Raw genomic sequence first — 23008 nt, forward strand, 5'->3', positions numbered from 1 at the left:
CAAGGTGATAAGTTTCAAAGGGGAAATCATTCAATTCGCCAATATTATTCAGCATTCACTATCTTCAAGACCTGCTCAAGAAAACCGGCATAATCGACTTCACTCTGATTTACACTAAAAGCAATTGATAGTTGATGTGCAGGATCGACATATAACATGACTCCCCAATGCCCCGGATGATAGAAGATGAGTTCGCCCGATGAATTTTCATCGATAAATGGACCAAACCCTATCCCTTCGGAGCCCTGAGGCGTCATCATGGCCATGTAAGTTTGCTCCTGTTCAAAAAACGTCCCCTCGGCCAAAGCGATACCAAACCGGGTCAAGTCGGCCGTTGTAGTAACAAAACCGCCGTCGGCAAATTCCATACTCGGGTGAATTTGATTCATATCATAGTCACCAGCATAATTATGGATAAGCTCAACATCTGTCGGCCACTCCTGAGCCTGCTCGAAGGTATTATTCAGACTTAAAGGGGCTAACACCTGCTCACGCACGACTCTATGATAGGACTGCTCTGTGACGGCCTCGATAACCAGACCCAGTAAGATATAACCTGCAGAGGTATATTCCTGTCCCTTTCCCGGCTCATATCGCAGACCAAGCTCGGCAGCAAAAGACAATAACTCTTGTGGTTGTTTATCTTTTTCAGGATTCAGCATCATCCAGCTGTTTTTAGCCTGATCATTATCTATATTGGCCAAACCACTGGTGTGGGATAGCAGCTGACCTATTGTCACTGTGTCGCTATAGTATCCAAAAAGTGAATAGATAAGTTTATCTTCGAGGTAATTACTGACTGGAGAATCGAGGCAGAGCTTACCCTGCTCGACTAATTTAAACACGGTGACGGCGGTAAAGAGTTTGCCTACGCTGGCTGAGCGAAAATAGGCATTAGCGGAAACCGATCTTTCATCATTGTCGACGAAAGACCATAAGCCCGACGCCCCACTGAATACGGTATCGGCTCCGCGCTGCACTCTCAATAAAACACTGGGAACCTCACTCCGGTCTGCCCAGGCGGTAACTAACTCACTGAGTTCACTCCTTTGTTGATCGAAATTGGAATGACCCGTCTGTTTTGTTTCATCCGACGCATCGCTGCAGCCCGATACCACTAACAGAAGAGAAGATAATAAGAAACCCGAGAGCTTATTCATAACAACACCTTGTTCAGGAGGGTAGCTAAAAGCTGGCGCCCTCCTTCGTAATTATAGATATCAATTATTATTACCCCTTAAATTACTCACGTCAGTCATACCAGATACACTTTTGTCACCTAGTGTAACCTCCCATTGTAAAGTCTTCATTTATTTGTAATCTTTAATCGTTCATTATTCAATTAAATCAAGATCCCTGAAAACCTCGACTGCTTATAGTTTGCTATTCTTGAGCCAGAAGCATGATGTTGTGAGAGAAATATTCGATGCCACATATATTATTGGTCGAGGACGATGAAAAAATTGCCCGACTACTCGTACGGTTACTGTCATTTGAAGGTTTTGATGTCAATCATGCCAATAATGGTGATGATGCCATCACCATTATTGGGTCACTGAACCCGGATTTGGTCATTTTAGATATGATGTTGCCCGGTAAGGATGGCTTCGAAGTGTGCGATGCGGTGCGATCCAGCTTTAAAAACAGCATCTTAATGCTGACAGCCCATGAGGGAGATCTAAATGAGGTGTCGGCATTTAAGGCCGGTGTCGATGATTTTGTCATAAAACCGGTAAAACCTGATATTTTACTCGCCAGAATCAACGCACTATTGAGACGACAGACTCGGGGTCGGGGTACACATATCCAAGTGGCTGATCTTGATATCAACCCTGACAGCCGAAAAGTCATCATAAACAGTCAAGCTATCGATATTACAGACTCTGAATTTCAACTGCTGTGGATACTGGCCTCGAATGTCGGTCAGGTGATCAGCCGCGAAGCATTATTTCAACAGATCATGGATAAAGATTTCGACGGTTTAGACCGTTCGATCGATATGCGGATATCCAAATTACGAAAAAAATTAAAACAACACAGTCCCAACAAGGAGTATATCCGTACTCTGAGGCAGGCCGGCTACCTCTTTATTGATACAGATGCCCAATGAAACAGTTATTCGTCCGACTCTTCATTATCTGTATGAGTGCCACCTTGCTGGTTTTGACCTTGATTGCCTATCTAGAACAGGAGGTATATCTCGAACAGGCAAAGTCTTACTATCTTGAGCAAAGTCAGATTGTTCGAAATAGCATTAAAAGAGAACTCGATAATGGTTTGAGCAGTGAAACTGAGGTCCTTGCCTGGTGGTCGAGTCAGTTAGGGGTAAGGATAACCATCGCAGAGCCCTCCATATCTCATTCAAAGATCGCTCAATACTCAATCACAGACTCGGGTGAATATGTTCAGGTAGAGGTTCCTTTTACCCAACAAAACCATCTCATATTCAGTTATGCACAAGAGGCCAGCGCCGGCTATCTGGTCATGATTTATGCCAGTTACCTGTTGATCTTCATTCTGGTGGCACTACTGGTATTTCTGATATCACGGGTGAGCTATCGGTACCTTGAAGGCATGAGTCAGGCGATCGAGCGGATCGTGGGGGGGGATTATGGTAAACAGATCCCAAGGAGCAGGCATAAACCCCTGAATAAACTGTTGTCGTTGACGAATCAATTAGCTGAACAGCTGATGCTGCAAAAACAACAACAGATAATATTGAATGGCGCAATCGGCCATGAACTGCGTAGTCCCTTGATGCGATTAAGACTCGCGCTGGATATGGGTCGCAAAGGTGATTATGGCGAACCGGATATTTACCTCCGTGAGATGGATGAAGGTTTATCTGAACTCGAAGAACTGACAACAGAATTGATTTGGATTGCCCGGGCACAATATAACCCCACGCCTCAAGAACTACAGTCACTCGATTTAAGTCAATTAGTTATAGAGTGCAGTCAAAGATACTCTCAGGTCAATTTAACCGCCGAACCAGATATTTATATCTCGGCTCAACCCCTCTTAATTGAAAGAGCCATTTACAATTTACTCGATAATGCAGAGAAATTTGCCGTTGAGCGAATAGAAGTACACCTTTTCAGAGATCAGACAAGGATTAAACTGGTCGTCGAAGATGATGGCTCGGGCCTGCCAGAATCTAGCTTAAATAAAGTATTCATCCCGTTTTATCAAATAGATAAGAGTCGCAATAAGCCTCATCAGGGCGCTGGCTTAGGCCTTGCTATTGCTAAATTAGCGATAGAACTCAATGGCGGCAATATTTCTGTGACCAACGGCCACCTTGGAGGTGCCAGATTCGAAATGAGTTGGCCGCGAGCCTGACATTATAAAAATGCATTGAGGTTGCCACTCAATGCATCTATGCCATTATCGACCCTATAAACCGATCCCAAAGGAATGAAGAGTCCGGTTGACAATTTCAGGGGACTCAAAGCCATGCACTAATATTTAAGGCCCTTCAATCACACAGGATTATTGATGTCGACGAAGTGATGCTCTAAATTAAATTCTCTCGCTAAATGCTCTCCCAGTGCCTGTATCCCATAACGCTCGGTCGCATGGTGCCCTGCGGCGAAATAGTGGACACCTAACTCCATGGCACTGTGGAAGGTACGCTCCGATACTTCACCACTGATAAAGGCATCGACACCGAGATCGGCGGCGATATCTATATAATCCTGGGCGCCACCACTGCACCAGGCGATGGTTTGGATCTCATCATTGCTCTGGCCAATATGCAGCGCTTCTCTGTTTAATACATGGTTTAATCGAGCGGAGAAAGCCTCGACAGACATAGGCGTATCAAGCCGCCCCTGCCAGATAAGTCCCTGAGCAACGTCCTCTACCGGCTCGGCATCCGAGATATCGAGTCTGCGGCCGAGCTCGGCGTTATTGCCTAACATAGGGTGACCGTCCAGTGGCAGATGGTAACCGAACAGATTGATATCATGGGCTAGTAGTGCCTTGATCCTACGCTGCTTCATTCCCGTGATAACTTCAGGCTCCCCTTTCCAGAAGAAACCATGATGTACGAGAATCGCATCGGCATTTAGCTCTATGGCTCGGTCGATCAATGCCTGACAAGCCGTTACGCCAGTGACTATTGTGGCGATCTTTGAGCGGCCTTCCACTTGTAATCCATTGGGGGCATAGTCTTTATAGTTGGAAATCTGAAGAAACTCTGAAAGATATCGGCTTAGTTCTGTACGTGTCATTGAAACACCCTTGATTATTCTTTTGTGGAAGTGTAACCGATCAATAATACCAATTACATTGAATAACTGCTCATTCAGCGGGAATTCAAAGCCCTGTAGGCAAGGCGAGTACTTGATGCTAATAGTTATTCTATATCGAAAGTGCTTAACGCTGCATAAAGGGCTTTGAAACCCGCACTAAGTGAACGCCTCAGGACTTCCACTTCTACTTTGCATTGACTTAAAAGGGAATAACCATTTCCTCATCAATGCGCCTTGAATTGAAAGCCCTGAGGGGCTCTGAATTGAGCATATACTTAATGTAATTGGTATATAATGACACAGCCCTCATACCCATCTGATTATTAACTAAACTAAGTGGTAACTAAATCACCTGATTGTTACCGGATTCGTTATGATTTTAGTCGCATTATGCTCATAAAATCGATGAAAACGTCAGATTTTCAGTGAAAATTGGACTTTATACCAGTTTCACCTATAAAATTGGCTCAAACCTTCAGGTAAACATTAAAATAAATAGGTTATAACTATGTCAAAACTGACCAAAGAAGAGGTTATCAGCGCGTTAGAGTCTGCCTTAGCCGACAAGCAAGGTAGTGCTGTAACAATCGAGCAAAAGGGAAGCTGGTACAAAATCGATGGCGGTAAGTCACTACGTTTCAGTGAACTCGAGAGCATGCTAGCCGAAATGAACGGCGAAACATCACCTCAAGCAGCAACAGAAACTAAAGCGAAACCCGTGGCTAAAACCACAAAGCCTAAAGCGGCAGCCAAAAAGGCTCCGGCAACGAAGAAAGCCAAGCCTGTTAATACTGGCGGTGGTAAAACACCGAAAGAGTTATGGCGTGAGAAACTTGCAGGAAAAGGACAGCTACCTCGCGGTTTCTAGTCCCGATTCTACTTGCTGTAAATAAAAAGGAGCCATTGGCTCCTTTTTATTTACTCGGGTTTTGTACAATATCAATATAGATTGGTATTACATTGCACGATCGACCCTAACGCCACCTTGAAGATAAACCACCCGGACTTCATCCCCCGCATTGAAAACCATTCCCGGATCTAAGTCCTGAATAATCATCACTTGCTCGCCATCATCTTGCTTTATCATCAATTCAACCAGTTTTAATTCTTGGACATAACTCGAGTCACCATGACGATTGCCAATCCCGGCACCAATCAGTGCGCCGAGTACGGTCGCAACATCCTTGCCGCTTCCACCACCAAATTGATGACCGACGACACCACCAATAAGGGCTCCACCGAAAGTTTTCCAGCCTTGATTTCTATCCTCTACCAGCTGTTTCTGAGTGATATTCCTGACAGAAACAATACTACCGTAGACCACTTTTTCAACGGGTACAGCCTGGTTACGATCATAACCGGCATGCGCCGGCAAGAATATGCTAAAAAACAAGCAAACGTAGAATAAGCGACTAATACTAGGTTTCAACATAATCAATTTTCCGCTAACTTATAAGGAGGTCTCATAAAGATAATATTACTCAATTGTGAACTCACTGTCCTATTTAAATCATGAACTCGAAAGGTTTCCTTCACCGGAATACGCGCTAACCGATCCTAACGGCCTGCTCGCTATCGGTGGAGACCTACATCCGACTCGACTGTTAAATGCCTATTACGAAGGTATTTTCCCCTGGTTTAATGCCGACGACCCTATTCTTTGGTGGTCTCCCGATCCCCGTGCAGTGTTCGTTCCCGGCACGATGAAAGCCAGCCGAAGCTTGATTAAGTCACTTAAGAAGCAAACTTGGACCTTTACCATAAACCGCGCCTTTAAAGAGGTCATGCTCGGCTGTGCTGCACCAAGGGCTGCGCAGGATGGCACATGGATCACCCAAGACATTCAACACGCCTACTTTGAGCTACACAAACAGGGGCTGGCACATTCTGTGGAGGTCTGGAGTGAAGGGACACTCATTGGCGGTTTATACGGACTGGCTATAGGGCAGGTTTTCTGTGGCGAGTCGATGTTTCATACACAGACAAATGCTTCTAAAGCTGCCATGCTGGTATTACATCAGTATCTTTTAAAACAAGGGTTCAAACTCATAGACGCTCAGGTGGTGAACCCGCATCTTGAATCATTAGGCGCCACCGCATTAAAGAGAAAAGATTTTATTAATCTACTTAAACGTTTTCGTGACGGTAAGGTCGCCTCGAACTCTTGGGTAGTAAAAGAGGTATTTCTTGAGCTTTAAATCACAGCCAATATCGGTCGGAATAACGAAAACCTTTCCCTGCAGCTATATCGAAACAGAGTTAGAACAGTTATTGGTCCTTCAGGAGGACAATATTGGGTTGGCACTATTCGAGCAACTCTTAGCGTTAGGTTTCAGGCGCAGCGGCGGTACTATCTATAAGCCCCAATGTCCACATTGTAACGCCTGTCTGCCAATTAGGATCCCCTCCTTTTTATTCACGCCTTCAAGAAGACAAAAAAGAACCCTGAAAAATAACCAGGATCTCATTTGGAAAATTGTCGAAAAGCAAACCGAACACCATTATGAACTTTATGAAACTTACATCAATGTAAGGCACAAAGATGGTCCTATGTATCCCGCTTCGAGGGAACAATATAATCATTTTATCGATTCAGGCTGGCTCGACCCCATATTTATTGAACTGTGGAAAAACGATACACTAATCGGCGTTGCCGTTACCGATATACTGCCAAACAGTTTATCGGCCATCTACAGCTTTTTTGCTCCCGATGAACATAAACGCTCCTTGGGCTCACTACTCATTCTAATCCAATGCCGCCTGGCAAAACTCATGCACAAAGATTTCATCTACCTCGGATATCAGATCGATGAATCGAGAAAGATGAACTATAAGCGTGACTACACGCCATATCAGATTTTAACCTCATCTGGTTGGCAGCAAACTCCTGAAGAATAAAACCAATTAGCCAATCTTCTCCCTTGGCTATTTATCACGCTTAGGCTAACCTTTTCTTTACAGGAGCGGTAAATTGCGGCATGATACGCCCGTTTTTAATATTCGAAGGCTAACAGGATAATTGATTAATGGCGAAAGAAGACAACATTGAGATGCAAGGCACGATCCTTGAAACCTTGCCGAACACAATGTTTCGTGTAGAGCTAGAGAACGGTCACGTTGTGATTGCACACATCTCAGGCAAAATGCGTAAAAACTACATTAGAATTTTGACCGGTGATAAGGTCACAGTTCAGCTGACCCCTTACGATTTGAGCAAAGGTCGCATCGTCTTCCGTTCACGCTAAGTTAGCAATAACAGATTTTTAAAAACCGGCAAGGCCGGTTTTTTTATTTCAATCGTATTAAAAAAGGCTGCAGTTGCAGCCTTTTTTTTATTCCAATAAACACGACAACATCAGCTATTCACTTTCTCTGGACTCTTGATAGAGATAACGATTTCATCTTTATTGATATCGACATGGGCAACACCACCCTTCTCAAGGTCGCCGAACAGGATCTCATCGGCTAACGGCCGCTTAATCAATTCGGTAACGACTCTCGCCATCGGCCTTGCTCCCATCGACTTGTCATAACCTTTCTCTGCAAGTAAGGTTCTGGCTTCATCAGTAACCTCTAAAGTTACGCCCTTATCATCAAGTTGAGCCTGAAGTTCGACGAGGAACTTATCTACAACCTTAGCAATCACCATCATATCGAGGTGGTTGAACCAGATTATCTCGTCCAACCTGTTTCTGAACTCCGGTGAAAAGATTTTATTGATCTCAGCTAATGCATCCAGACTGTGATCTTGTTGCTTAAAGCCTATCGACTTTCTCACCGTCTCCTGAACACCCGCATTCGTCGTCATCACCAGCGTCACATGCCTGAAATCGGCTTTACGACCATTGTTGTCCGTTAAGGTACCGTGATCCATCACCTGCAACAGCAAGTTATAGACATCAGGATGCGCCTTTTCGATCTCATCGAGCAAGACCACACAGTGGGGCGTTTTAATCACAGCATCGGTTAACAGACCACCTTGATCGTAACCAACATACCCAGGAGGCGCACCGATAAGACGTGAGACCGTATGACTTTCCATATACTCAGACATATCGAATCGCACTAAGTTAAGACCAAGACATTTAGCCAGCTGGCTCGTCACCTCAGTTTTACCAACCCCTGTCGGACCGGCAAACAAAAAGCTGCCCACAGGCTTTTGCTCTCCACCTAAACCACTTCTGGACAAGCGAATCGCCGAGCTGAGGCTCTCAATCGCATTATCCTGACCAAACACCACCATCTTTAGGTTACGGTCAAGATTACGCAGAAGATCTTTGTCAGTTGCCGATACAGACTTCTCAGGAATACGCGCCATCTTGGCAATGATAGATTCGATCTCTCCCTGCCCAATCGTTTTCTTACGACGACTCGCGGGTTGCATCGCCATTCGAGCGCCCGCTTCATCGATAACATCGATGGCTTTATCCGGGAGATGACGATCGTTAATATGTTTAGCAGACAGCTTAGCCGCAACGCTCAGCGCAGCCATCGTGTATCTGACCCCATGATGCTCTTCATACTTGGATTTGAGCCCCTGAAGGATCTTGGTGGTTTCAGCCACCGAAGGTTCATTAATATCCACCTTCTGGAAACGCCTGGCTAATGCCCTATCCTTCTCAAAAATACTCTGGTATTCCTGATAAGTGGTCGAGCCCATGCATCTCAGCTTGCCACCAGACAACAAAGGTTTAAGCAGGTTAGATGCATCCATCACTCCACCCGATGCCGCACCGGCACCTATGATGGTATGAATTTCATCGATAAACAAAATCGCATGTTCATCCTGTTCGAGTTCTTTAAGCAGACTCTTAAACCGTTTTTCAAAATCACCGCGATATTTAGTCCCGGCTAACAGGGCACCTAAGTCTAATGAGTAGACGGTTGCCTTACTCATAATTTCAGGGACTTCCTCTTTTACAATTCGGTACGCCAGCCCCTCAGCGATGGCGGTCTTGCCCACCCCCGCTTCCCCCACTAACAGGGGATTATTTTTTCTTCTGCGACAGAGAATTTGAATGGAGCGCTCTATCTCTTCACTTCGACCGATTAAGGGATCGATACTTCCGTTAAGCGCCCGTTCGTTAAGATTGTCGGCAAACTGAGATAATTTGCTCTTCTCTTCTTCTGTCTCTGTTTGATCTTCGATCTGCTCCTGATGCAAACCGCTATCGACCTCATTTTTAGAGACACCATGAGAGATAAAATTGACCACATCGAGACGAGTCACTTCGCCATTACGCAGGAGATAGACAGCTTGAGATTCCTGCTCACTGAAGATGGCAACGAGAACGTTGGCACCGGTAACCTCATTGCGACCAGATGATTGAACGTGAAAAACGGCCCTTTGCAGTACTCGTTGAAAGCCTAGTGTAGGCTGAGTCTCTCTATCGTCTTCAGGATCGGCGATAATAGGCGTCGTTTGTTGAATAAAACCTGACACATCTTCTCTTAACTTATCAAGATTTGCCCCACAAGCCACCAAAGCTTCTTGTGCCGCAGGGTTGTCAATCAATGCTAAGAGCAAGTGTTCAACCGTCATATACTCATGACGGGCATCTCTGGCCTGTTGAAAGGCCAGATTCAAGGTGACTTCAAGATCTTTATTTAACATAAGCACCCCCTAAATTTACAACGTAATTTACCTAATTCAGGCTTTCTCTAAAGAACACAGTAACGGATGTTGGTTTTGTCTTGCAAACTCATTTACTTGAGCAACCTTAGTTTCTGCAATACCAAAGGGAAATACTCCACAGATCCCTTTACCCTGATTATGAATAGCCAACATGATGTCCGTGGCATCCTGTTCATTCTTTTTGAAAAAGAGTTGTAAAACCTCAATCACAAAATCCATCGGAGTGTAGTCATCATTGTTTAATATCACCTTATACATCGGTGGTGGCATTAATTCCGATTCAACACGCTCTTCTACATGTTCGATATTTACTGCTTTACCCATGTTTCAATATTAGCCTCTAGTATTGGCTTGTACCAATCAATGACAATTTAATTCCCATTGATAACTCAACATCTCATATATCTCGCACTAATTGATACAACTTTTTTATCGGTTTGTTGATTAATTGTTAATTTATTCTTGACATACAATCATACTGCTTTCATTCTGTTCAACAGGCGGTGAATTTTTCCCGCCTGTTAAGTTTTACTATCTTACTGGGAAGTAGACAACAGAAGGAAGTGGAAGTATGGCAAACGGAACTGTTAAATGGTTCAACAACGCCAAAGGATTCGGGTTTATCTGCCCTGAAGCTGGTGGTGAAGACGTTTTTGCACACTATTCTACCATCGAAATGGAAGGCTATCGAACTCTAAAAGCAGGCCAACCAGTCCAATTCGAAGTGGAAGCGGGTCCAAAAGGTATGCACGCGTCAGCAATTTCGCCAACAAATTAGTGGTGCGATGTAAGACAAAAAAGGCAGGGAATGTAATATTCCCTGCCTTTTTATTTTCTCAATATTCCTAAATTATCACAACGAAGCGGCGGACCACTTCATTGTTCAAATAGCGTTAAACCGTAAACAAGGCATTTAATGTTGCACTCGGACGCATCTCTGCGGCGGCTTTATCTGCATCGAGACGATAATAACCCCCAAGATCGACAGCATTACCCTGAGCGCTATTGAGTTCATCGACTATTGTAGTTTCACTGTTCGCCAGTGATTCAGCCAGTCCGGTAAACTGTGCTTTCAATTCTGCATCCTGACTCTGCTCCGCAACGGCCTGAGCCCAATACATTGCCAGATAGAAATGACTACCTCGGTTATCGAGCTGACCGACACGGCGCAAGGGTGACTTATTCTGGTCCAGGAATCGGCCAATCGCGCTATCTAACGTATCGGCCAATACTTGTGCCTTAACGTTATCGGTCGTCTGGCTCAGATGCTCCAGCGATGCCGCCAGCGCCAAAAACTCACCCAGAGAATCCCAACGCAGGTGACCTTCCTTCTCGACTTGCTGAACATGCTTAGGCGCACTTCCGCCAGCACCGGTTTCGAATAATCCACCGCCATTCATCAAAGGGACGATTGAGAGCATTTTTGCACTCGTTCCAAGCTCGAGAATTGGGAATAGATCGGTCAGGTAATCACGCAGTACGTTACCGGTCACAGAGATGGTATTTAAACCATCTTTAGTTCGTTGTAGCGTAAACCGAGTCGCTTCAACCGGTGACATGATGTGGATCGCTAACCCGTCAGTGTCATGTTCAGGCAGATACTGATTCACTTTCTTAATGATTTGAGCATCATGAGCACGGCTTTCATCTAACCAGAACACGGCAGGAGTCGATGAAAGACGTGCGCGTTTAACGGCCAGTTTCACCCAATCACGAATTGGCGCGTCTTTAACCTGACACATTCTCCAGATATCACCGGCTTCAACGTCATGTGACAAGAGTACGTCACCATGGTTATCTATGACTCGAACCGTACCCGCAGCCTGGATCTCAAATGTTTTATCATGGCTGCCATACTCTTCAGCCTTTTGTGCCATCAAACCCACATTTGGCACGCTTCCCATGGTAGAAGGATTAAACGCACCATTTTCTTTACAAAATTGGATAGTCTCTTGATACACACCGGCATAGCAGCGATCCGGGATCATCGCCTTAGTATCTTTAGGCTGACCATCTACGCCCCACATCATGCCTGACGTACGAATTGCAGCAGGCATAGACGCATCAATAATTACATCACTAGGTACATGCAGGTTGGTGATCCCCTTGTCTGAATCGACCATAGCAAGCTCAGGACGAGTCTGATAGATAGCTGCGATATCGGCTTCAACTTCAGCTTTTTGTGCCTCAGGTAGCGTGGCTATCTTCGCGTATACATCACCAAGACCATTATTTACATCCACGCCCAGTTGCTCAAACAGATCTGAATGCTTAGCGAATAACTCTTTGTAGTACACCTTAACGGCATGACCAAAAAGAATAGGGTCAGAGACTTTCATCATGGTCGCTTTCAAGTGCAGCGAGAGTAGAACGCCCTGTGCCTTCGCATCTTGAGTTTCACGCTCGAAGAACTCAACCAGTGATTTTTTACTCATGACAGAAGCATCGATAACTTCACCGACCTTCAAAGAGAGTGACTCTCTTAATACCATCTCACCGCCATCTTTCTTGGCCAGTACGATATGTACATTACTCTCTTTATCAAGCGTTAATGATTTCTCACTACCATAAAAATCGCCTTCACTCATATGGGCAACATGAGATTTTGAATCACGACTCCAGGCCCCCATCGAGTGAGGATGCTTTTGTGCATACTTCTTTACTGAACCCGGAGCGCGACGATCTGAGTTTCCTTCACGAAGAACCGGATTAACCGCGCTGCCTTTAATTTTGTCATAGCGTGACTGAATCGCTTTTTCGGCTGCATTTGCTGGCTCATCGGGATAGGACGGAATGTCGTAGCCTTTATTCTGTAACTCTAAAATACAGGCTTTAAGCTGAGGAATTGATGCACTGATATTAGGTAGCTTGATAATATTCGCTTCAGGCTTACCCACCATCTCACCTAATTCACCCAAGGCATCTGAAATTTTTTGTGCATCTGAAAGCTTGTTTGGGAAATTAGCAATAATCCGACCCGATAGAGAGATATCACGAGTTTCAACATTCACACCAGCAGCTTGAGTAAACGTCTTGATAATAGGTAACAAAGACAGAGTGGCTAAGGCTGGCGCTTCGTCCGTTTCAGTATAGATAATCGTTGATGATTTGTCGGTCATTTTTAGTCCTACATTGTTGTAAAATAATAATTTATGATAATTTAATTTATTCTTATACTGCTTATTATACTTACATACAGTTTCTTATAAGCGTTATTATACAAGCCTGCTAACGGCCTTCTAATCACTACTAAAGGTGGTCGGTGAAGAGCATAAAGCATTTGATAACATGAGTTTATAACTCACCAAACACAAACTTTTCAGGCCTTAATCACGCATTACCACCCGAGTTGAACTTCTCAAAACTCAATAACAATTTGGCGCAGATCACACTTTAATGGCGCATATCATAAAACATTCCAGACAATATTCAAATTCCACTAATGGCCAATGCGCAGTACACTAGTATCAATTAAGTCATACTATGCCAGAAGTTAGCCCAAGTGAGTCACACAAATTCTCGTCAAACAAGATCTAAAAGCGCCACTTCACCTTCCTCGACAGATCGCAGAGGCAGAGTGACCAACAGGTTTAATAAGACAAAAAGCCCACACCAGGGGGCTGAAAAACACAAAACCCGTAAAACGGTTTCAGGTAAGCCCAGAGCAAAAGATCCCATCATCGTCTTGTTTAACAAGCCGTTCGATGTACTTTGCCAGTTCACTGATGAGCAGGGACGACAAACCTTAAAAGACTACATTCCCATTCCGGATGTCTATGCCGCAGGGCGGCTGGACAGAGATAGTGAAGGCCTGCTTTTATTGACCAACGATGGAAAGTTACAATCAAAAATCACCGAGCCTAAGAAAAAAACCTTCAAGACCTATTGGGCTCAGGTAGAAGGTGAACCCAATGAGGCCGATATCGATAAGTTACGCCATGGTGTCGAGCTAAAGGATGGGATGACCTTGCCGGCAAAAGTCATGATAATGACCCAACCGGATGTATGGCCACGTACTCCACCTATCAGAGAGCGTAAAGGTATCCCGACAACTTGGCTCGAAATTCAGATATGTGAAGGCCGAAACCGCCAAGTAAGAAGAATGACGGCAAACATCGGATTTCCCACTCTCAGATTAATTCGCTATAAAATAGGACAATGGAGTCTTAACGACCTCCAATCCGGGGAATTCCAGCGTATCGATATGCCAAACATACAGGTGTAAATCGGTTTTATCCCTACAGTGATAAGCCCATTAAACACCACTATTTATCTGTAAGCTTGCACATTATGAAAGGGGGGAATATGGGCGACAGATATAAACCTAATGTCACCGTGGCTTGTATTATTGAGTGCCAAGAGAGGTATCTTATCGTCGAAGAGATCATCGATGGGGTTAAGCGCTACAATCAACCGGCCGGGCACCTTGAGAAAGATGAAACTCTGGTGATGGCCTGTGAACGGGAAGTTTTTGAAGAGACAGGATTAAAAGTGTCGCCTCAGGGCTTAACCGGGATTTATCAATTCGCTGCCAGTGATAGCCTCGCCTTTCTTCGATTTACCTTTTTTGCGCATATCGAAACTCTCTCCCCTCTCCAGCCTCAAGACCCGGACATTAGCCAGGCATTATGGTTAACTTATGAAGAGGTACAGGGTTTAGAGCAGGCACTTAGGAGTCCACTGGTGTTATCCAGCCTCGATGACTTTCGCAACAAAATTCACTATCCGCTAGAACTGCTTAATGGGGACCATCTGAGGTTAGCCCCAGGCTCGAATGCGTGATAGAATACGCCCCCGAAAATGTAGCTTATTTTCTGTGTCACTTTGGACCTTTTTCAGAATGTTCACGAACAATAGGCTGCGAATACACATTCAACGGTTTTAGGATCTATGGCATTAATCGAACCCACTGCTATTAATAATAAAAAAGTCATCGTCGGCATGTCTGGCGGTGTTGATTCATCAGTTTCGGCTTACCTGTTACTTAAACAGGGATATCAAGTCGAAGGTCTTTTCATGAAAAATTGGGAAGAAGATGACACCGATGAATATTGTGCCGCAGCAGACGATTTAAAAGATGCGCAAGCAGTATGTGACAAGCTGGGTATCAAACTACACACAGTAAACTTCGCCTCTGAATATTGGGACAATGTGTTCGAGTATTTTTTGGCCGAATATAAAGCGGGCCGAACGCCAAATCCGGATATCATCTGTAATAAAGAGATTAAGTTTAAAGCTTTTCTCGAATTTGCTGATGACATCTTAGATGCTGACTATATCGCTATGGGTCATTATGTTCGCAGAAGCGATGAAAGCGGTCAAAGCCAGATGCTGCGAGGCAGAGATGGCAATAAAGACCAAAGCTACTTCCTCTATACCTTAAGCCATGAGCAAATATCCCGCTCACTTTTCCCTGTTGGCGAACTTGAAAAGAGCGAAGTCAGAGAGATAGCGAAAGAGATGGGTCTTGTCACCCACGATAAGAAAGACAGTACCGGGATCTGCTTTATCGGCGAACGAAAGTTTACTGATTTTCTGAGCACCTTTCTGCCAGCACAACCGGGAAATATTGAAACCGCCGAAGGTGAAGTCATCGGCACTCACCAGGGTCTCATGTACCACACATTAGGTCAGCGAAAAGGCCTGGGTATCGGCGGCATGAAGAACAGTAATGATGACCCTTGGTATGTGGTCGACAAAGAGATGGACAGAAACGTACTCGTTGTCGGTCAAGGTGGTCATCACCCAAGATTAATGTCGGTGGGTTTCTATGCCGATCAACTCCACTGGGTCGACAGAAAAGGACCTATCGATGGTGCTCAGATCACAGTCAAGACTCGCTACCGTCAAAGAGATGTTGCCTGCACATTAACTTATGAAGGCGACGATAGAATAAAAGTCATATTCGATGAACCCGTAGCCGCGGTGACCCCAGGTCAATCGGCGGTGTTTTATGATGCCGAGCTTTGCTTAGGCGGCGGTATCATTGATTCATTAATTAGAGAATAACACGTGAGCGATCAGCTAATTGACCGTACTATGGCTTTTGCAGGAATTTTGCAGGCCGTAGCACAAGTGCAACACATAGCCAGACATGGAAACTCAGACCGAGATAGTCTCGCTGCCTGTTTAAACACTGTCTTAGTCACGAATCCAGACACGACCTCAGATGTTTATGCTGATAAGGTCGCCTTAAATAAAGGCTACCAACTCATCATCAATCAACTCGGTGATGCTAAAGATAAAGATGTCGAAGTCACTCGATACCTTGTCGGTATATTAGCCTTAGAGAGAAAGTTGGCTCGTGGCAATGCCATGAGTATATTATCGGAAAGAATCAATCAGATTCACCGTCAGCTGCACCACTTTGAGATCACCGACGAACAGGTCATCGCCAACTTCGCTGGTATCTATAGCGATATTATCAGCACCTTAGGTCCAAAAATTCAAATCTCGGGTAATCCAGAATATCTGAAACAATCTCAGGTACAGGAAAAAATCCGTGCACTCCTACTGTCTGCCATGCGCAGCGCAGTGTTGTGGCGCCAATTAGGAGGCAAGCGCAGACACCTTGTCTTCGCAAGAAAAACAATAGTCGATACGGCAAAAAAAAGCCTCACCCTATAAATAAGCCAAGTTCATAAAGGAGCTTCAAATGGAACTTTCCGCACTAACTGCTATCTCTCCCGTAGACGGTCGTTATGGTAGTAAAACCGCCTCATTAAGAGGGATTTTCAGCGAGTACGGCCTGACCAAGTACCGTGTTCAAGTCGAAGTAAACTGGTTGAAGCTGCTTTCCAGCTGCCCAGAAATTGAAGAAGTTCCCCCCTTTAGCGAGACCGCGCTTGCCCTTCTCGATCAGATTAAAGATAACTTCAGTGAAGAAGATGCGCTGCGCATTAAAAAGATTGAAGCCACAACAAACCACGATGTAAAAGCGGTTGAATACTTCATCAAAGAGCAAATCGAAAACAATGCTGAACTTGTTGCAATCGATGAGTTTGTACACTTCGCTTGTACCTCTGAAGATATCAATAACCTGTCTCATGGCCTGATGCTCAGTGAAGCACGTGAGCAGGTATTAGCACCTTACTGTCAGCAAGTCATCGATGCGATCAAAGCCTTAGCGAAAGAGCACCGTTCAGTACCTTTAATGTCACGAACTCATGGTCAACCAGCCTCTCCTTCTACCTTAGGTAAAGAGATGGCTAACGTTGTCATTCGTCTCGAGCGTCAATTAAAGCAGATCAATGCAGTTGAAATCATGGGTAAGATAAATGGTGCAGTAGGTAACTACAATGCTCACCTGTCTGCCTACCCTGAAGTCGATTGGCATACACTTTCACAGCGTTTTGTCACCAGCCTGGGACTTAACTGGAACCCATACACCACACAGATCGAGCCACACGATTATATCGCCGAGCTCTTCGATGCTGTTGCACGTTTCAATACTGTTCTCATCGATTTCGACCGTGATATCTGGGGCTATATCGCTCTGGGTCACTTCAAGCAAAGAACCATTGCCGGCGAGATTGGTTCTTCAACCATGCCACATAAAGTGAATCCTATCGATTTTGAAAACTCGGAAGGTAACTTAGGTATTGCTAACGCACTGATGCAGCATCTCGCGTCTAAGCTTCCAGTCTCTCGCTGGCAGCGTGATCTTACCGATTCAACCGTTCTTCGCAACTTAGGTGTTGGTATGGCTCATGCGTTAATCGCCTATCAAGCAACGCTCAAAGGGATCAGTAAGCTTCAAGTCAATGAAGAGCAACTTCGTGCTGAGCTGGACAAAAACTGGGAAGTACTGGCAGAGCCTGTACAAACAGTCATGCGTCGCTATGGTATCGAGAAACCCTATGAGAAGCTCAAAGAGCTGACTCGTGGTAAGCGTATCGATGGTGAGCAGCTCGCAGTCTTTATTGATGGTCTTGAGTTACCACAAGATGTCAAAATCGAACTTAAGAAGATGACACCTGCTAACTACATCGGTCGCGCGGAAGCCTTCGTCGACGAGCTATAGTCTTCACCTTAATGGCAGGCTATCTTTAAGCTATGCAAAGCAAAAGCGGTAAGCTGAAACTTACCGCTTTTTTTATGACTAATGTTACATAAAAATCTAATTAAGTGTCTATGTATAAACTGAACCTGAATATCACTGAGTTTTTAACTTCTCACTGGCAAAAAAAACCATTAGTGATTAAAAATGCCTTCACGAATTTTGATGATCCGATTAGTGCCGATGAACTCGCAGGTCTTGCCTGTGAAGAGGAGATCTCTTCTCGAGTGATTGTCACCCAAGAGAAAGGTTGGGATATTATTCAGGGCCCCATAGAAGACTACAGCGAGTTTGGTGAAAAAAATTGGCAACTGTTAGTTCAGGCAGTAAACCATTGGTATCCAGCAACTACCCCTCTGATTGAAGCCTTTCGCTTTATCCCTGATTGGCGCTTCGATGATCTTATGGTCTCTTTTGCCACTCCCGGTGGCGGTGTCGGACCTCATATCGATAATTATGATGTTTTTCTGCTACAGGGAGAAGGTACCAGACGCTGGAGGGTGGGCGCTAAGGGTGAATATGCCCCCCGCGGTGGCGATATGAACACCGCACTGATCGATGATTTCGACCCCATCATAGATGTCGTACTCGAGTCGGGGGATATGCTCTATATCCCGCCAGGTTATCCCCATTGCGCCGAAACGCTCACCACAGCCCTGAGCTATTCAATCGGCTTTAGAGCCCCGAATCAGCAAGAGCTATTAACGGGGATCGCGGATCACCTGTTGGACACTAACACGGGGTTAAAACGCTTCACCTCGAGCTCTGAACCGACTTGTGCGGCGACACTGCCCGTTAAACAACAACAAGAGATGCTCAGCCTGCTAAGTGAGTTATTACAGCAACCTGAGCACTATCAAGCGGTATTAGGCCAGATGTTAAGCCAAAACCGTTTCGAACTGGATATATCGGAGCCAGAGGCGCCCTACTCTTTAAGCGAGCTAAAGTCAGCCTTGTATGAAGGGGCTGAGATACACAGGATCGGCGGATTAAAAGTCATCTCGCTCGAAAACGATATAAACAGCCGGCTTTTTATCAATGGTGAGATAGTTAACTTTGAATCCAGTGATATGACGCAACTATCCCTGATTGCAGATTCTCTGATAATTTCCAATCTAGCGGCTAGAGCACTTTTCCAATCTACTGAATTATCAGATTTTATTTTGGAACAGCTCAATAAAGGCTATTACTACCTGGCCTGAGTATTCGCTACGGAACAGTTCTGTTGAGTTTAAAATGACACAATCAAAAATGGCATCGAATCGATGCCATTTTGTTTCTCATAACGGTTACCCATTACCCATTACAGGGTTATCCCCACAACTTTTCATCATTGTGGATCTGATAAAGGCTTTCTGCCCGTGATACGAGCAACTGAGCAAACTTTGCCTGCATAGGATCTTTGGTTGCGCCAGATTTATGTAAGTTTTCAGCTTTTAGCTGCCACATCATAGAGAAATGACGAATCGCCTCACGCGCCGTTCCTGCAACATTCACATCGACATAATCCGAGGGAAGATCGCCGGACATCACCCAAAAAGTCTGCTTCTTTGGCTGTTTAGATTCCATTTTCCAAATTGCAACGTAAGGAGCTAAATAACGGCTTTCATCAGCAATAACATTACTCGGGATCACTCCTTTTTCGGCGAGAAAACGATTCGCTTTTTGAAAGTGTTCTCTGATCCACTCTTGTCTTAACGCTTCCTGTTTTTCCTGATCAATCTCTTGAGTTTGATCGACTGCTTGCTCCGTCATACTTCATTCCTATCTTATTGTTATGTTGTATACCTACAGCGCTTTCCAAAAGTGTCCCGGTCTTGACCGAAGAAATGGCACCCAACTTTACGTTAACGTAAAGTGGAAAGCTAAATTGCCACGCAGATCACAATTATTCCTAATCTTTACTATGTTGAGGGTATCTCTAAATGCTATCGTTCTGCAATAAATTTAAATAAGTCGTCGAATGAACACTTCATGTTCTCGACGTTTTCATTCCCCAGCGGAGAACTGTACGTGGCTGTATTCAATCATATCTCTTTTGACGAACATGAACAGGTTGTCTTTTGTCAGGACAAAGAAAGTGGCTTAAAAGCGATTATCGCCATCCACAATACCAAACTAGGGCCTGCTGTTGGTGGCTGTAGAATGTGGAACTACGAGTCTGACGACGAAGCCTTAAATGATGTATTAAGACTATCTCGTGGCATGACCTATAAAAATGCCCTTGCCGGATTAGAGATGGGCGGCGGAAAGTCTGTGATCATCGCCGAGCCAAATACTGAGAACAGAGAAGCGCTGTTCCGTGCTTTCGGCCGTTGTATCCATGGTCTGGGTGGAAAATATTATTCGGCTGAAGATGTCGGTGTATCAACCGCGGATATTATGATTGCCCATGAAGAGACGCCTTATATGGCTGGCCTTGAAGGTAAGAGCGGTGACCCATCACCTTTCACAGCCTTGGGTACATATTTAGGAATAAAGGCTGCCGTAAAGCATCAGCGCGGCCTTGACTCACTCAAAGGGCTTAAAATCTCCGTTCAGGGTGTTGGCCATGTTGGTTATTACCTGTGTCGTCATCTGCACGAAGAGGGAGCCGAGCTAATCGTTACCGATATTCATCAGTCTTCATTAGACAAGGTCGCCACAGAGTTCGGTGCTACCGTGGTGGCTCCACAAGATATCTATAAGCAAGATGTCGACGTTTATGCTCCTTGTGCATTGGGTGCAACCATTAATGATGTCACCATCCCACAACTTAAAGCGACGATCGTTGCCGGTTGTGCCAATAACCAGTTAGCCGAGCCACGTCATGGTGAGAAGCTTAAAGAGCTCGATATCTTGTATGCGCCGGACTATGTGATCAATGCCGGTGGCATTATCAACGTGTCGTTCGAAAAAGATTATGACGTGACCTCATCGACTAAAAAAGTCGAAGAGATCTACGGCACTCTGATGAGAATATTTACCCAGGCAGACGAGCAGAACAGAACGACAGGTTCGGTTGCCGATGAGATGGCACGTAACATCATTGAAGCCGCTAAAAGCTAAGATTTGTAAGTAAACTTACCACACGCTTTTCACAAGTTTGATTGAGGGACGAAATATTATTTTCGTCCCTTTTTTTAATTAATTATTTTTTACCTGTGCTGCCAAAGGGATAGAAATTTGACACAGAAATTTAATCCTTTCGACTGGATAATGTCATATTTGTCTGCTTGACTTAGAGGCTCGTTATCTCGCGTAGGAAAGCGCTATGGTTACTTTCAAGTATGATCTCAACCAAGATGTTATCGAACTTCAAGCCAGCAATTGGTGCGGGTTAGAGCAAGTTTTCGTCAATGGTAAAATGGTGTCGAGAAAACTGAACTTCGGTCAAAACAGCGAACATAACATTCAGTTGAATGATGGTAATCCATGTCGTTTTCAATTACTTATTGACCCAACATCTGAACAGATGGTCTGCAGGATCTATAAGAGAAACAACCTGATCACCAGTATCAAGCAGGGAAAAGAAAACTTACTACAGAGTAGAAAACTGGTTCAAAATCTGACCCTTTTCTTAACCCTTTCAGGTTTAATATTCTTACTGCTTAACTAAGGCAAGCGTTATCAGTTAACACAGGCTGAGCAGGTTGTCTTTAATGCAGATCTGTTGACTATCCTGGTAATTACCACTTCCAGCCGTCACCGTCGTAATCGAAAGTTTCTGTTTATCCGATCCATTCTCGATTAGCATCGCCTTAAAAATGGTGCCATCACGGGGAAATGACACCGCGGCCACAAAATCTCCAACAGATAGATCACGATACAGTTTGACTGTGATACTCCCTATAGATCTAGGCTCTAACCTCCCTTCACTCACAACTAATGTGGCACCACTAGCCAGTTCGAACTTTTCAAGGTAAACCCCGGATGAAGAGTGCTCAGCTGTATCGGGTTTGGGTTTGTTGATATTGATTGAACATGCGCTCAAGGAGAAAGATAACAAGAGTAAAGGCAGATATTTGATCATAAGATCCTCTGATTGAACCTGTCGAATTTAATAACGGCAAAAAAGGAGATGATTCAAAATCACTAATCGGTCATTCAGGGAATCGATTAATTTTATTGAGTAAGGCCATAAAGGCTAAGCGCTCATCACCCGAGAGGTTATCAAGAAAGTTGGCGTTGACTCGCTCGGCTTCGATCACAAGATCTTGCTCTAACGCCTTTCCGGCATCGGTCAGAAAAATGTGAAACGCGCGACGATTGTCAGCTTCTTGATGGCGGGTAACCAGGCCTTGTACCTGTAGTTGGTCGAGCAAGCGTGTCATCGTATAATGTGCAACGTCGCACCGTTTAGATAACTCAGTCTGTGTGATCCCCTCCTCTTGCCACAAGGCAAAAAGAACCGGCCAGAGTTTTATATCGAGTTGGTAACGTTTGAGTTTTTGATCCAATGCATTTTGTAGATCAATATTCAAATGCGACACCAGATACCCGAGGCTTTCATACTGTTTCAATCAGCATCTCCCATCCGTCAGCACCTGATTTAATACTACCACTTAGCCTGCAAGAAACTAGCATTAGTCATAACTAATTACGAATTAAAGCTTAAGCCTTTGATTAATTGTTTTAATTTTCAGAAATTAAGAACTGATCGATAAAGCGGTAATAGCAAGCACGACCCAATTTAGCTTTGAGGCCTCTCTCTAACTCGAGGAAAATGCCTTCATCATTAAGTTCAAATGCCTTAACATTTTCCACCTTATGCTTAGTATCTAGAGCAGAGTCCAGCAAAAATGAATGCTCACTCTGTTCGTAACCCACGATGATTAACGCCGCATCAGCAACCGTTACCCGCAACTTTTCAGCTGGTGTGATCAAGTAATATTGGCCGTCGATACAGTGCAAAATCGAGGAGAAGAGCCGGGCAAACTTGTTTGGTAATCGCTCTCCTCGATAATACCAGTCACCCTGAGTAGTGATATTAAACAGGGGGTCCTCAGAGCAAAGCTGCGCCCCATTTGTCAGCTTAGCTAACTCACAATCAGCGGTCTTGCTACTTTCACTCATATC

General features: G+C 44.6%; 25 protein-coding genes. 15 read left to right on the forward strand and 10 right to left on the reverse strand.

What is annotated here, in order from left to right; all coding sequences use genetic code 11:
- Positions 1–44 precede the first annotated feature (44 nt).
- Positions 45–1160, reverse strand: coding sequence for a serine hydrolase domain-containing protein (locus EKG38_RS15900; RefSeq protein WP_126521214.1), 1116 nt, complete (start codon positions 1158–1160; stop codon positions 45–47).
- 266 nt (positions 1161–1426) lie between these two features.
- Here EKG38_RS15900 and EKG38_RS15905 point away from each other — a divergent pair, with 266 nt between their 5' ends.
- Positions 1427–2110, forward strand: coding sequence for a response regulator transcription factor (locus EKG38_RS15905; RefSeq protein ID WP_126521215.1), 684 nt, complete (start codon positions 1427–1429; stop codon positions 2108–2110).
- Positions 2107–3342: a sensor histidine kinase gene (locus EKG38_RS15910; protein WP_126521216.1), complete on the forward strand. Its 1236-nt coding sequence runs from the start codon at positions 2107–2109 to the stop codon at positions 3340–3342. Before EKG38_RS15905 ends, EKG38_RS15910 begins: the two co-directional genes overlap by 4 nt.
- Positions 3343–3482: 140 nt before the next feature.
- Here EKG38_RS15910 and EKG38_RS15915 read toward each other — a convergent pair whose 3' ends face one another.
- Complete coding sequence (locus EKG38_RS15915; RefSeq protein ID WP_126521217.1) at positions 3483–4235, reverse strand: Nif3-like dinuclear metal center hexameric protein; 753 nt, start codon at positions 4233–4235, stop codon at positions 3483–3485.
- A gap of 529 nt (positions 4236–4764) precedes the next feature.
- On the opposite strand from EKG38_RS15915, the gene EKG38_RS15920 reads away from it, so the two are divergent.
- Positions 4765–5124: a hypothetical protein gene (locus EKG38_RS15920; RefSeq protein WP_126521218.1), complete on the forward strand. Its 360-nt coding sequence runs from the start codon at positions 4765–4767 to the stop codon at positions 5122–5124.
- Between the two features lie 87 nt (positions 5125–5211).
- Here EKG38_RS15920 and EKG38_RS15925 read toward each other — a convergent pair whose 3' ends face one another.
- Positions 5212–5688, reverse strand: coding sequence for an outer membrane lipoprotein (locus EKG38_RS15925; protein WP_126521219.1), 477 nt, complete (start codon positions 5686–5688; stop codon positions 5212–5214).
- Positions 5689–5743: 55 nt separating this feature from the next.
- On the opposite strand from EKG38_RS15925, the gene aat reads away from it, so the two are divergent.
- The 3 genes from aat (at position 5744) to infA (ending at position 7501) form a co-directional block, all read left to right on the forward strand.
- A complete protein-coding gene (aat, locus tag EKG38_RS15930; RefSeq protein WP_126521220.1) occupies positions 5744–6454 on the forward strand; it encodes a leucyl/phenylalanyl-tRNA--protein transferase in 711 nt (236 codons plus the stop codon).
- Positions 6444–7154 (forward strand): arginyltransferase, encoded by a 711-nt coding sequence (locus tag EKG38_RS15935; protein WP_126521221.1) that lies wholly within the window; start codon positions 6444–6446, stop codon positions 7152–7154. Before aat ends, EKG38_RS15935 begins: the two co-directional genes overlap by 11 nt.
- Before the next feature lie 128 nt (positions 7155–7282).
- The gene (gene infA, locus EKG38_RS15940) at positions 7283–7501 is read left to right on the forward strand and encodes a translation initiation factor IF-1 (RefSeq protein ID WP_011865366.1); all 219 of its coding nucleotides are present in this window, start codon (positions 7283–7285) and stop codon (positions 7499–7501) included.
- Between the two features lie 110 nt (positions 7502–7611).
- Here infA and clpA read toward each other — a convergent pair whose 3' ends face one another.
- Together clpA and clpS are read right to left on the reverse strand one after the other, a co-directional pair.
- A complete protein-coding gene (gene clpA / locus EKG38_RS15945; protein ID WP_126521222.1) occupies positions 7612–9870 on the reverse strand; it encodes an ATP-dependent Clp protease ATP-binding subunit ClpA in 2259 nt (752 codons plus the stop codon).
- A gap of 36 nt (positions 9871–9906) precedes the next feature.
- Complete coding sequence (gene clpS / locus EKG38_RS15950) at positions 9907–10215, reverse strand: ATP-dependent Clp protease adapter ClpS (protein ID WP_126521223.1); 309 nt, start codon at positions 10213–10215, stop codon at positions 9907–9909.
- A 247-nt stretch (positions 10216–10462) separates the two neighbouring features.
- Between clpS and cspD the strand changes: the two genes are divergently transcribed.
- Complete coding sequence (gene cspD / locus EKG38_RS15955) at positions 10463–10669, forward strand: cold shock domain-containing protein CspD (RefSeq protein ID WP_012142231.1); 207 nt, start codon at positions 10463–10465, stop codon at positions 10667–10669.
- 115 nt (positions 10670–10784) lie between these two features.
- On the opposite strand, the gene EKG38_RS15960 is transcribed toward cspD, so the two are convergent.
- Complete coding sequence (locus tag EKG38_RS15960; RefSeq protein WP_126521224.1) at positions 10785–13010, reverse strand: NADP-dependent isocitrate dehydrogenase; 2226 nt, start codon at positions 13008–13010, stop codon at positions 10785–10787.
- Between the two features lie 383 nt (positions 13011–13393).
- On the opposite strand from EKG38_RS15960, the gene EKG38_RS15965 reads away from it, so the two are divergent.
- The 6 genes from EKG38_RS15965 to EKG38_RS15990 all read left to right on the forward strand — a co-directional run bounded on the left by EKG38_RS15965 (position 13394) and on the right by EKG38_RS15990 (position 19152).
- Positions 13394–14116, forward strand: coding sequence for a pseudouridine synthase (locus EKG38_RS15965; RefSeq protein WP_126521225.1), 723 nt, complete (start codon positions 13394–13396; stop codon positions 14114–14116).
- Positions 14117–14196: 80 nt separating this feature from the next.
- Positions 14197–14673, forward strand: coding sequence for an NUDIX hydrolase (locus EKG38_RS15970; protein WP_126521226.1), 477 nt, complete (start codon positions 14197–14199; stop codon positions 14671–14673).
- Positions 14674–14781: 108 nt separating this feature from the next.
- Positions 14782–15900, forward strand: a complete 1119-nt coding sequence (gene mnmA / locus EKG38_RS15975) for a tRNA 2-thiouridine(34) synthase MnmA (RefSeq protein WP_126521227.1) — start codon at positions 14782–14784, stop codon at positions 15898–15900.
- A 3-nt stretch (positions 15901–15903) separates the two neighbouring features.
- A complete protein-coding gene (gene hflD, locus EKG38_RS15980) occupies positions 15904–16518 on the forward strand; it encodes a high frequency lysogenization protein HflD (protein ID WP_012142227.1) in 615 nt (204 codons plus the stop codon).
- Positions 16519–16546: 28 nt separating this feature from the next.
- On the forward strand, positions 16547–17914 hold the full coding sequence (purB, locus tag EKG38_RS15985; RefSeq protein ID WP_126521228.1) for an adenylosuccinate lyase: 1368 nt from the start codon (positions 16547–16549) through the stop codon (positions 17912–17914).
- 110 nt (positions 17915–18024) lie between these two features.
- The gene (locus EKG38_RS15990) at positions 18025–19152 is read left to right on the forward strand and encodes a ribosomal protein uL16 3-hydroxylase (RefSeq protein ID WP_126521229.1); all 1128 of its coding nucleotides are present in this window, start codon (positions 18025–18027) and stop codon (positions 19150–19152) included.
- 109 nt (positions 19153–19261) lie between these two features.
- Here EKG38_RS15990 and EKG38_RS15995 read toward each other — a convergent pair whose 3' ends face one another.
- On the reverse strand, positions 19262–19705 hold the full coding sequence (locus tag EKG38_RS15995; RefSeq protein ID WP_126521230.1) for a DUF4826 family protein: 444 nt from the start codon (positions 19703–19705) through the stop codon (positions 19262–19264).
- 258 nt (positions 19706–19963) lie between these two features.
- Here EKG38_RS15995 and EKG38_RS16000 point away from each other — a divergent pair, with 258 nt between their 5' ends.
- Together EKG38_RS16000 and EKG38_RS16005 are read left to right on the forward strand one after the other, a co-directional pair.
- On the forward strand, positions 19964–20998 hold the full coding sequence (locus tag EKG38_RS16000) for a Leu/Phe/Val dehydrogenase (protein WP_126521231.1): 1035 nt from the start codon (positions 19964–19966) through the stop codon (positions 20996–20998).
- Positions 20999–21203: 205 nt separating this feature from the next.
- Entirely contained in the window at positions 21204–21548 is a 345-nt protein-coding gene (locus tag EKG38_RS16005) for a hypothetical protein (RefSeq protein ID WP_126521232.1), read from the forward strand.
- Positions 21549–21563: 15 nt separating this feature from the next.
- Here the strand turns inward: EKG38_RS16005 and EKG38_RS16010 are convergent, their stop codons facing one another.
- The 3 genes from EKG38_RS16010 to EKG38_RS16020 form a co-directional block, all read right to left on the reverse strand.
- Positions 21564–21962 (reverse strand): PliI family lysozyme inhibitor of I-type lysozyme, encoded by a 399-nt coding sequence (locus EKG38_RS16010; RefSeq protein WP_126521233.1) that lies wholly within the window; start codon positions 21960–21962, stop codon positions 21564–21566.
- A 70-nt stretch (positions 21963–22032) separates the two neighbouring features.
- On the reverse strand, positions 22033–22452 hold the full coding sequence (locus tag EKG38_RS16015) for a MarR family winged helix-turn-helix transcriptional regulator (RefSeq protein ID WP_126507552.1): 420 nt from the start codon (positions 22450–22452) through the stop codon (positions 22033–22035).
- Between the two features lie 112 nt (positions 22453–22564).
- A complete protein-coding gene (locus EKG38_RS16020; protein WP_126521234.1) occupies positions 22565–23005 on the reverse strand; it encodes a DUF1285 domain-containing protein in 441 nt (146 codons plus the stop codon).
- Positions 23006–23008: the final 3 nt, after the last annotated feature.

It is taken from the genome of Shewanella canadensis, assembly GCF_003966225.1.
Taxonomy (GTDB): Bacteria; Pseudomonadota; Gammaproteobacteria; order Enterobacterales; family Shewanellaceae; genus Shewanella; species Shewanella canadensis.

Coding starts and splice junctions, on each gene's coding strand:
- clpS (WP_126521223.1), bottom strand. CDS start 10,215: ATGGGTAAAGCAGTAAATATCGAACATGTAGAAGAGCGTGTTGAATCG.
- EKG38_RS15995 (WP_126521230.1), bottom strand. CDS start 19,705: ATGACGGAGCAAGCAGTCGATCAAACTCAAGAGATTGATCAGGAAAAA.
- EKG38_RS16005 (WP_126521232.1), top strand. CDS start 21,204: ATGGTTACTTTCAAGTATGATCTCAACCAAGATGTTATCGAACTTCAA.
- EKG38_RS15960 (WP_126521224.1), bottom strand. CDS start 13,010: ATGACCGACAAATCATCAACGATTATCTATACTGAAACGGACGAAGCG.
- EKG38_RS15925 (WP_126521219.1), bottom strand. CDS start 5,688: ATGTTGAAACCTAGTATTAGTCGCTTATTCTACGTTTGCTTGTTTTTT.
- mnmA (WP_126521227.1), top strand. CDS start 14,782: ATGGCATTAATCGAACCCACTGCTATTAATAATAAAAAAGTCATCGTC.
- EKG38_RS16020 (WP_126521234.1), bottom strand. CDS start 23,005: ATGAGTGAAAGTAGCAAGACCGCTGATTGTGAGTTAGCTAAGCTGACA.
- purB (WP_126521228.1), top strand. CDS start 16,547: ATGGAACTTTCCGCACTAACTGCTATCTCTCCCGTAGACGGTCGTTAT.
- EKG38_RS15920 (WP_126521218.1), top strand. CDS start 4,765: ATGTCAAAACTGACCAAAGAAGAGGTTATCAGCGCGTTAGAGTCTGCC.
- EKG38_RS15915 (WP_126521217.1), bottom strand. CDS start 4,235: ATGACACGTACAGAACTAAGCCGATATCTTTCAGAGTTTCTTCAGATT.
- EKG38_RS15900 (WP_126521214.1), bottom strand. CDS start 1,160: ATGAATAAGCTCTCGGGTTTCTTATTATCTTCTCTTCTGTTAGTGGTA.
- EKG38_RS16010 (WP_126521233.1), bottom strand. CDS start 21,962: ATGATCAAATATCTGCCTTTACTCTTGTTATCTTTCTCCTTGAGCGCA.
- EKG38_RS15970 (WP_126521226.1), top strand. CDS start 14,197: ATGGGCGACAGATATAAACCTAATGTCACCGTGGCTTGTATTATTGAG.
- infA (WP_011865366.1), top strand. CDS start 7,283: ATGGCGAAAGAAGACAACATTGAGATGCAAGGCACGATCCTTGAAACC.
- EKG38_RS15990 (WP_126521229.1), top strand. CDS start 18,025: ATGTATAAACTGAACCTGAATATCACTGAGTTTTTAACTTCTCACTGG.
- EKG38_RS15910 (WP_126521216.1), top strand. CDS start 2,107: ATGAAACAGTTATTCGTCCGACTCTTCATTATCTGTATGAGTGCCACC.
- EKG38_RS15905 (WP_126521215.1), top strand. CDS start 1,427: ATGCCACATATATTATTGGTCGAGGACGATGAAAAAATTGCCCGACTA.
- cspD (WP_012142231.1), top strand. CDS start 10,463: ATGGCAAACGGAACTGTTAAATGGTTCAACAACGCCAAAGGATTCGGG.
- clpA (WP_126521222.1), bottom strand. CDS start 9,870: ATGTTAAATAAAGATCTTGAAGTCACCTTGAATCTGGCCTTTCAACAG.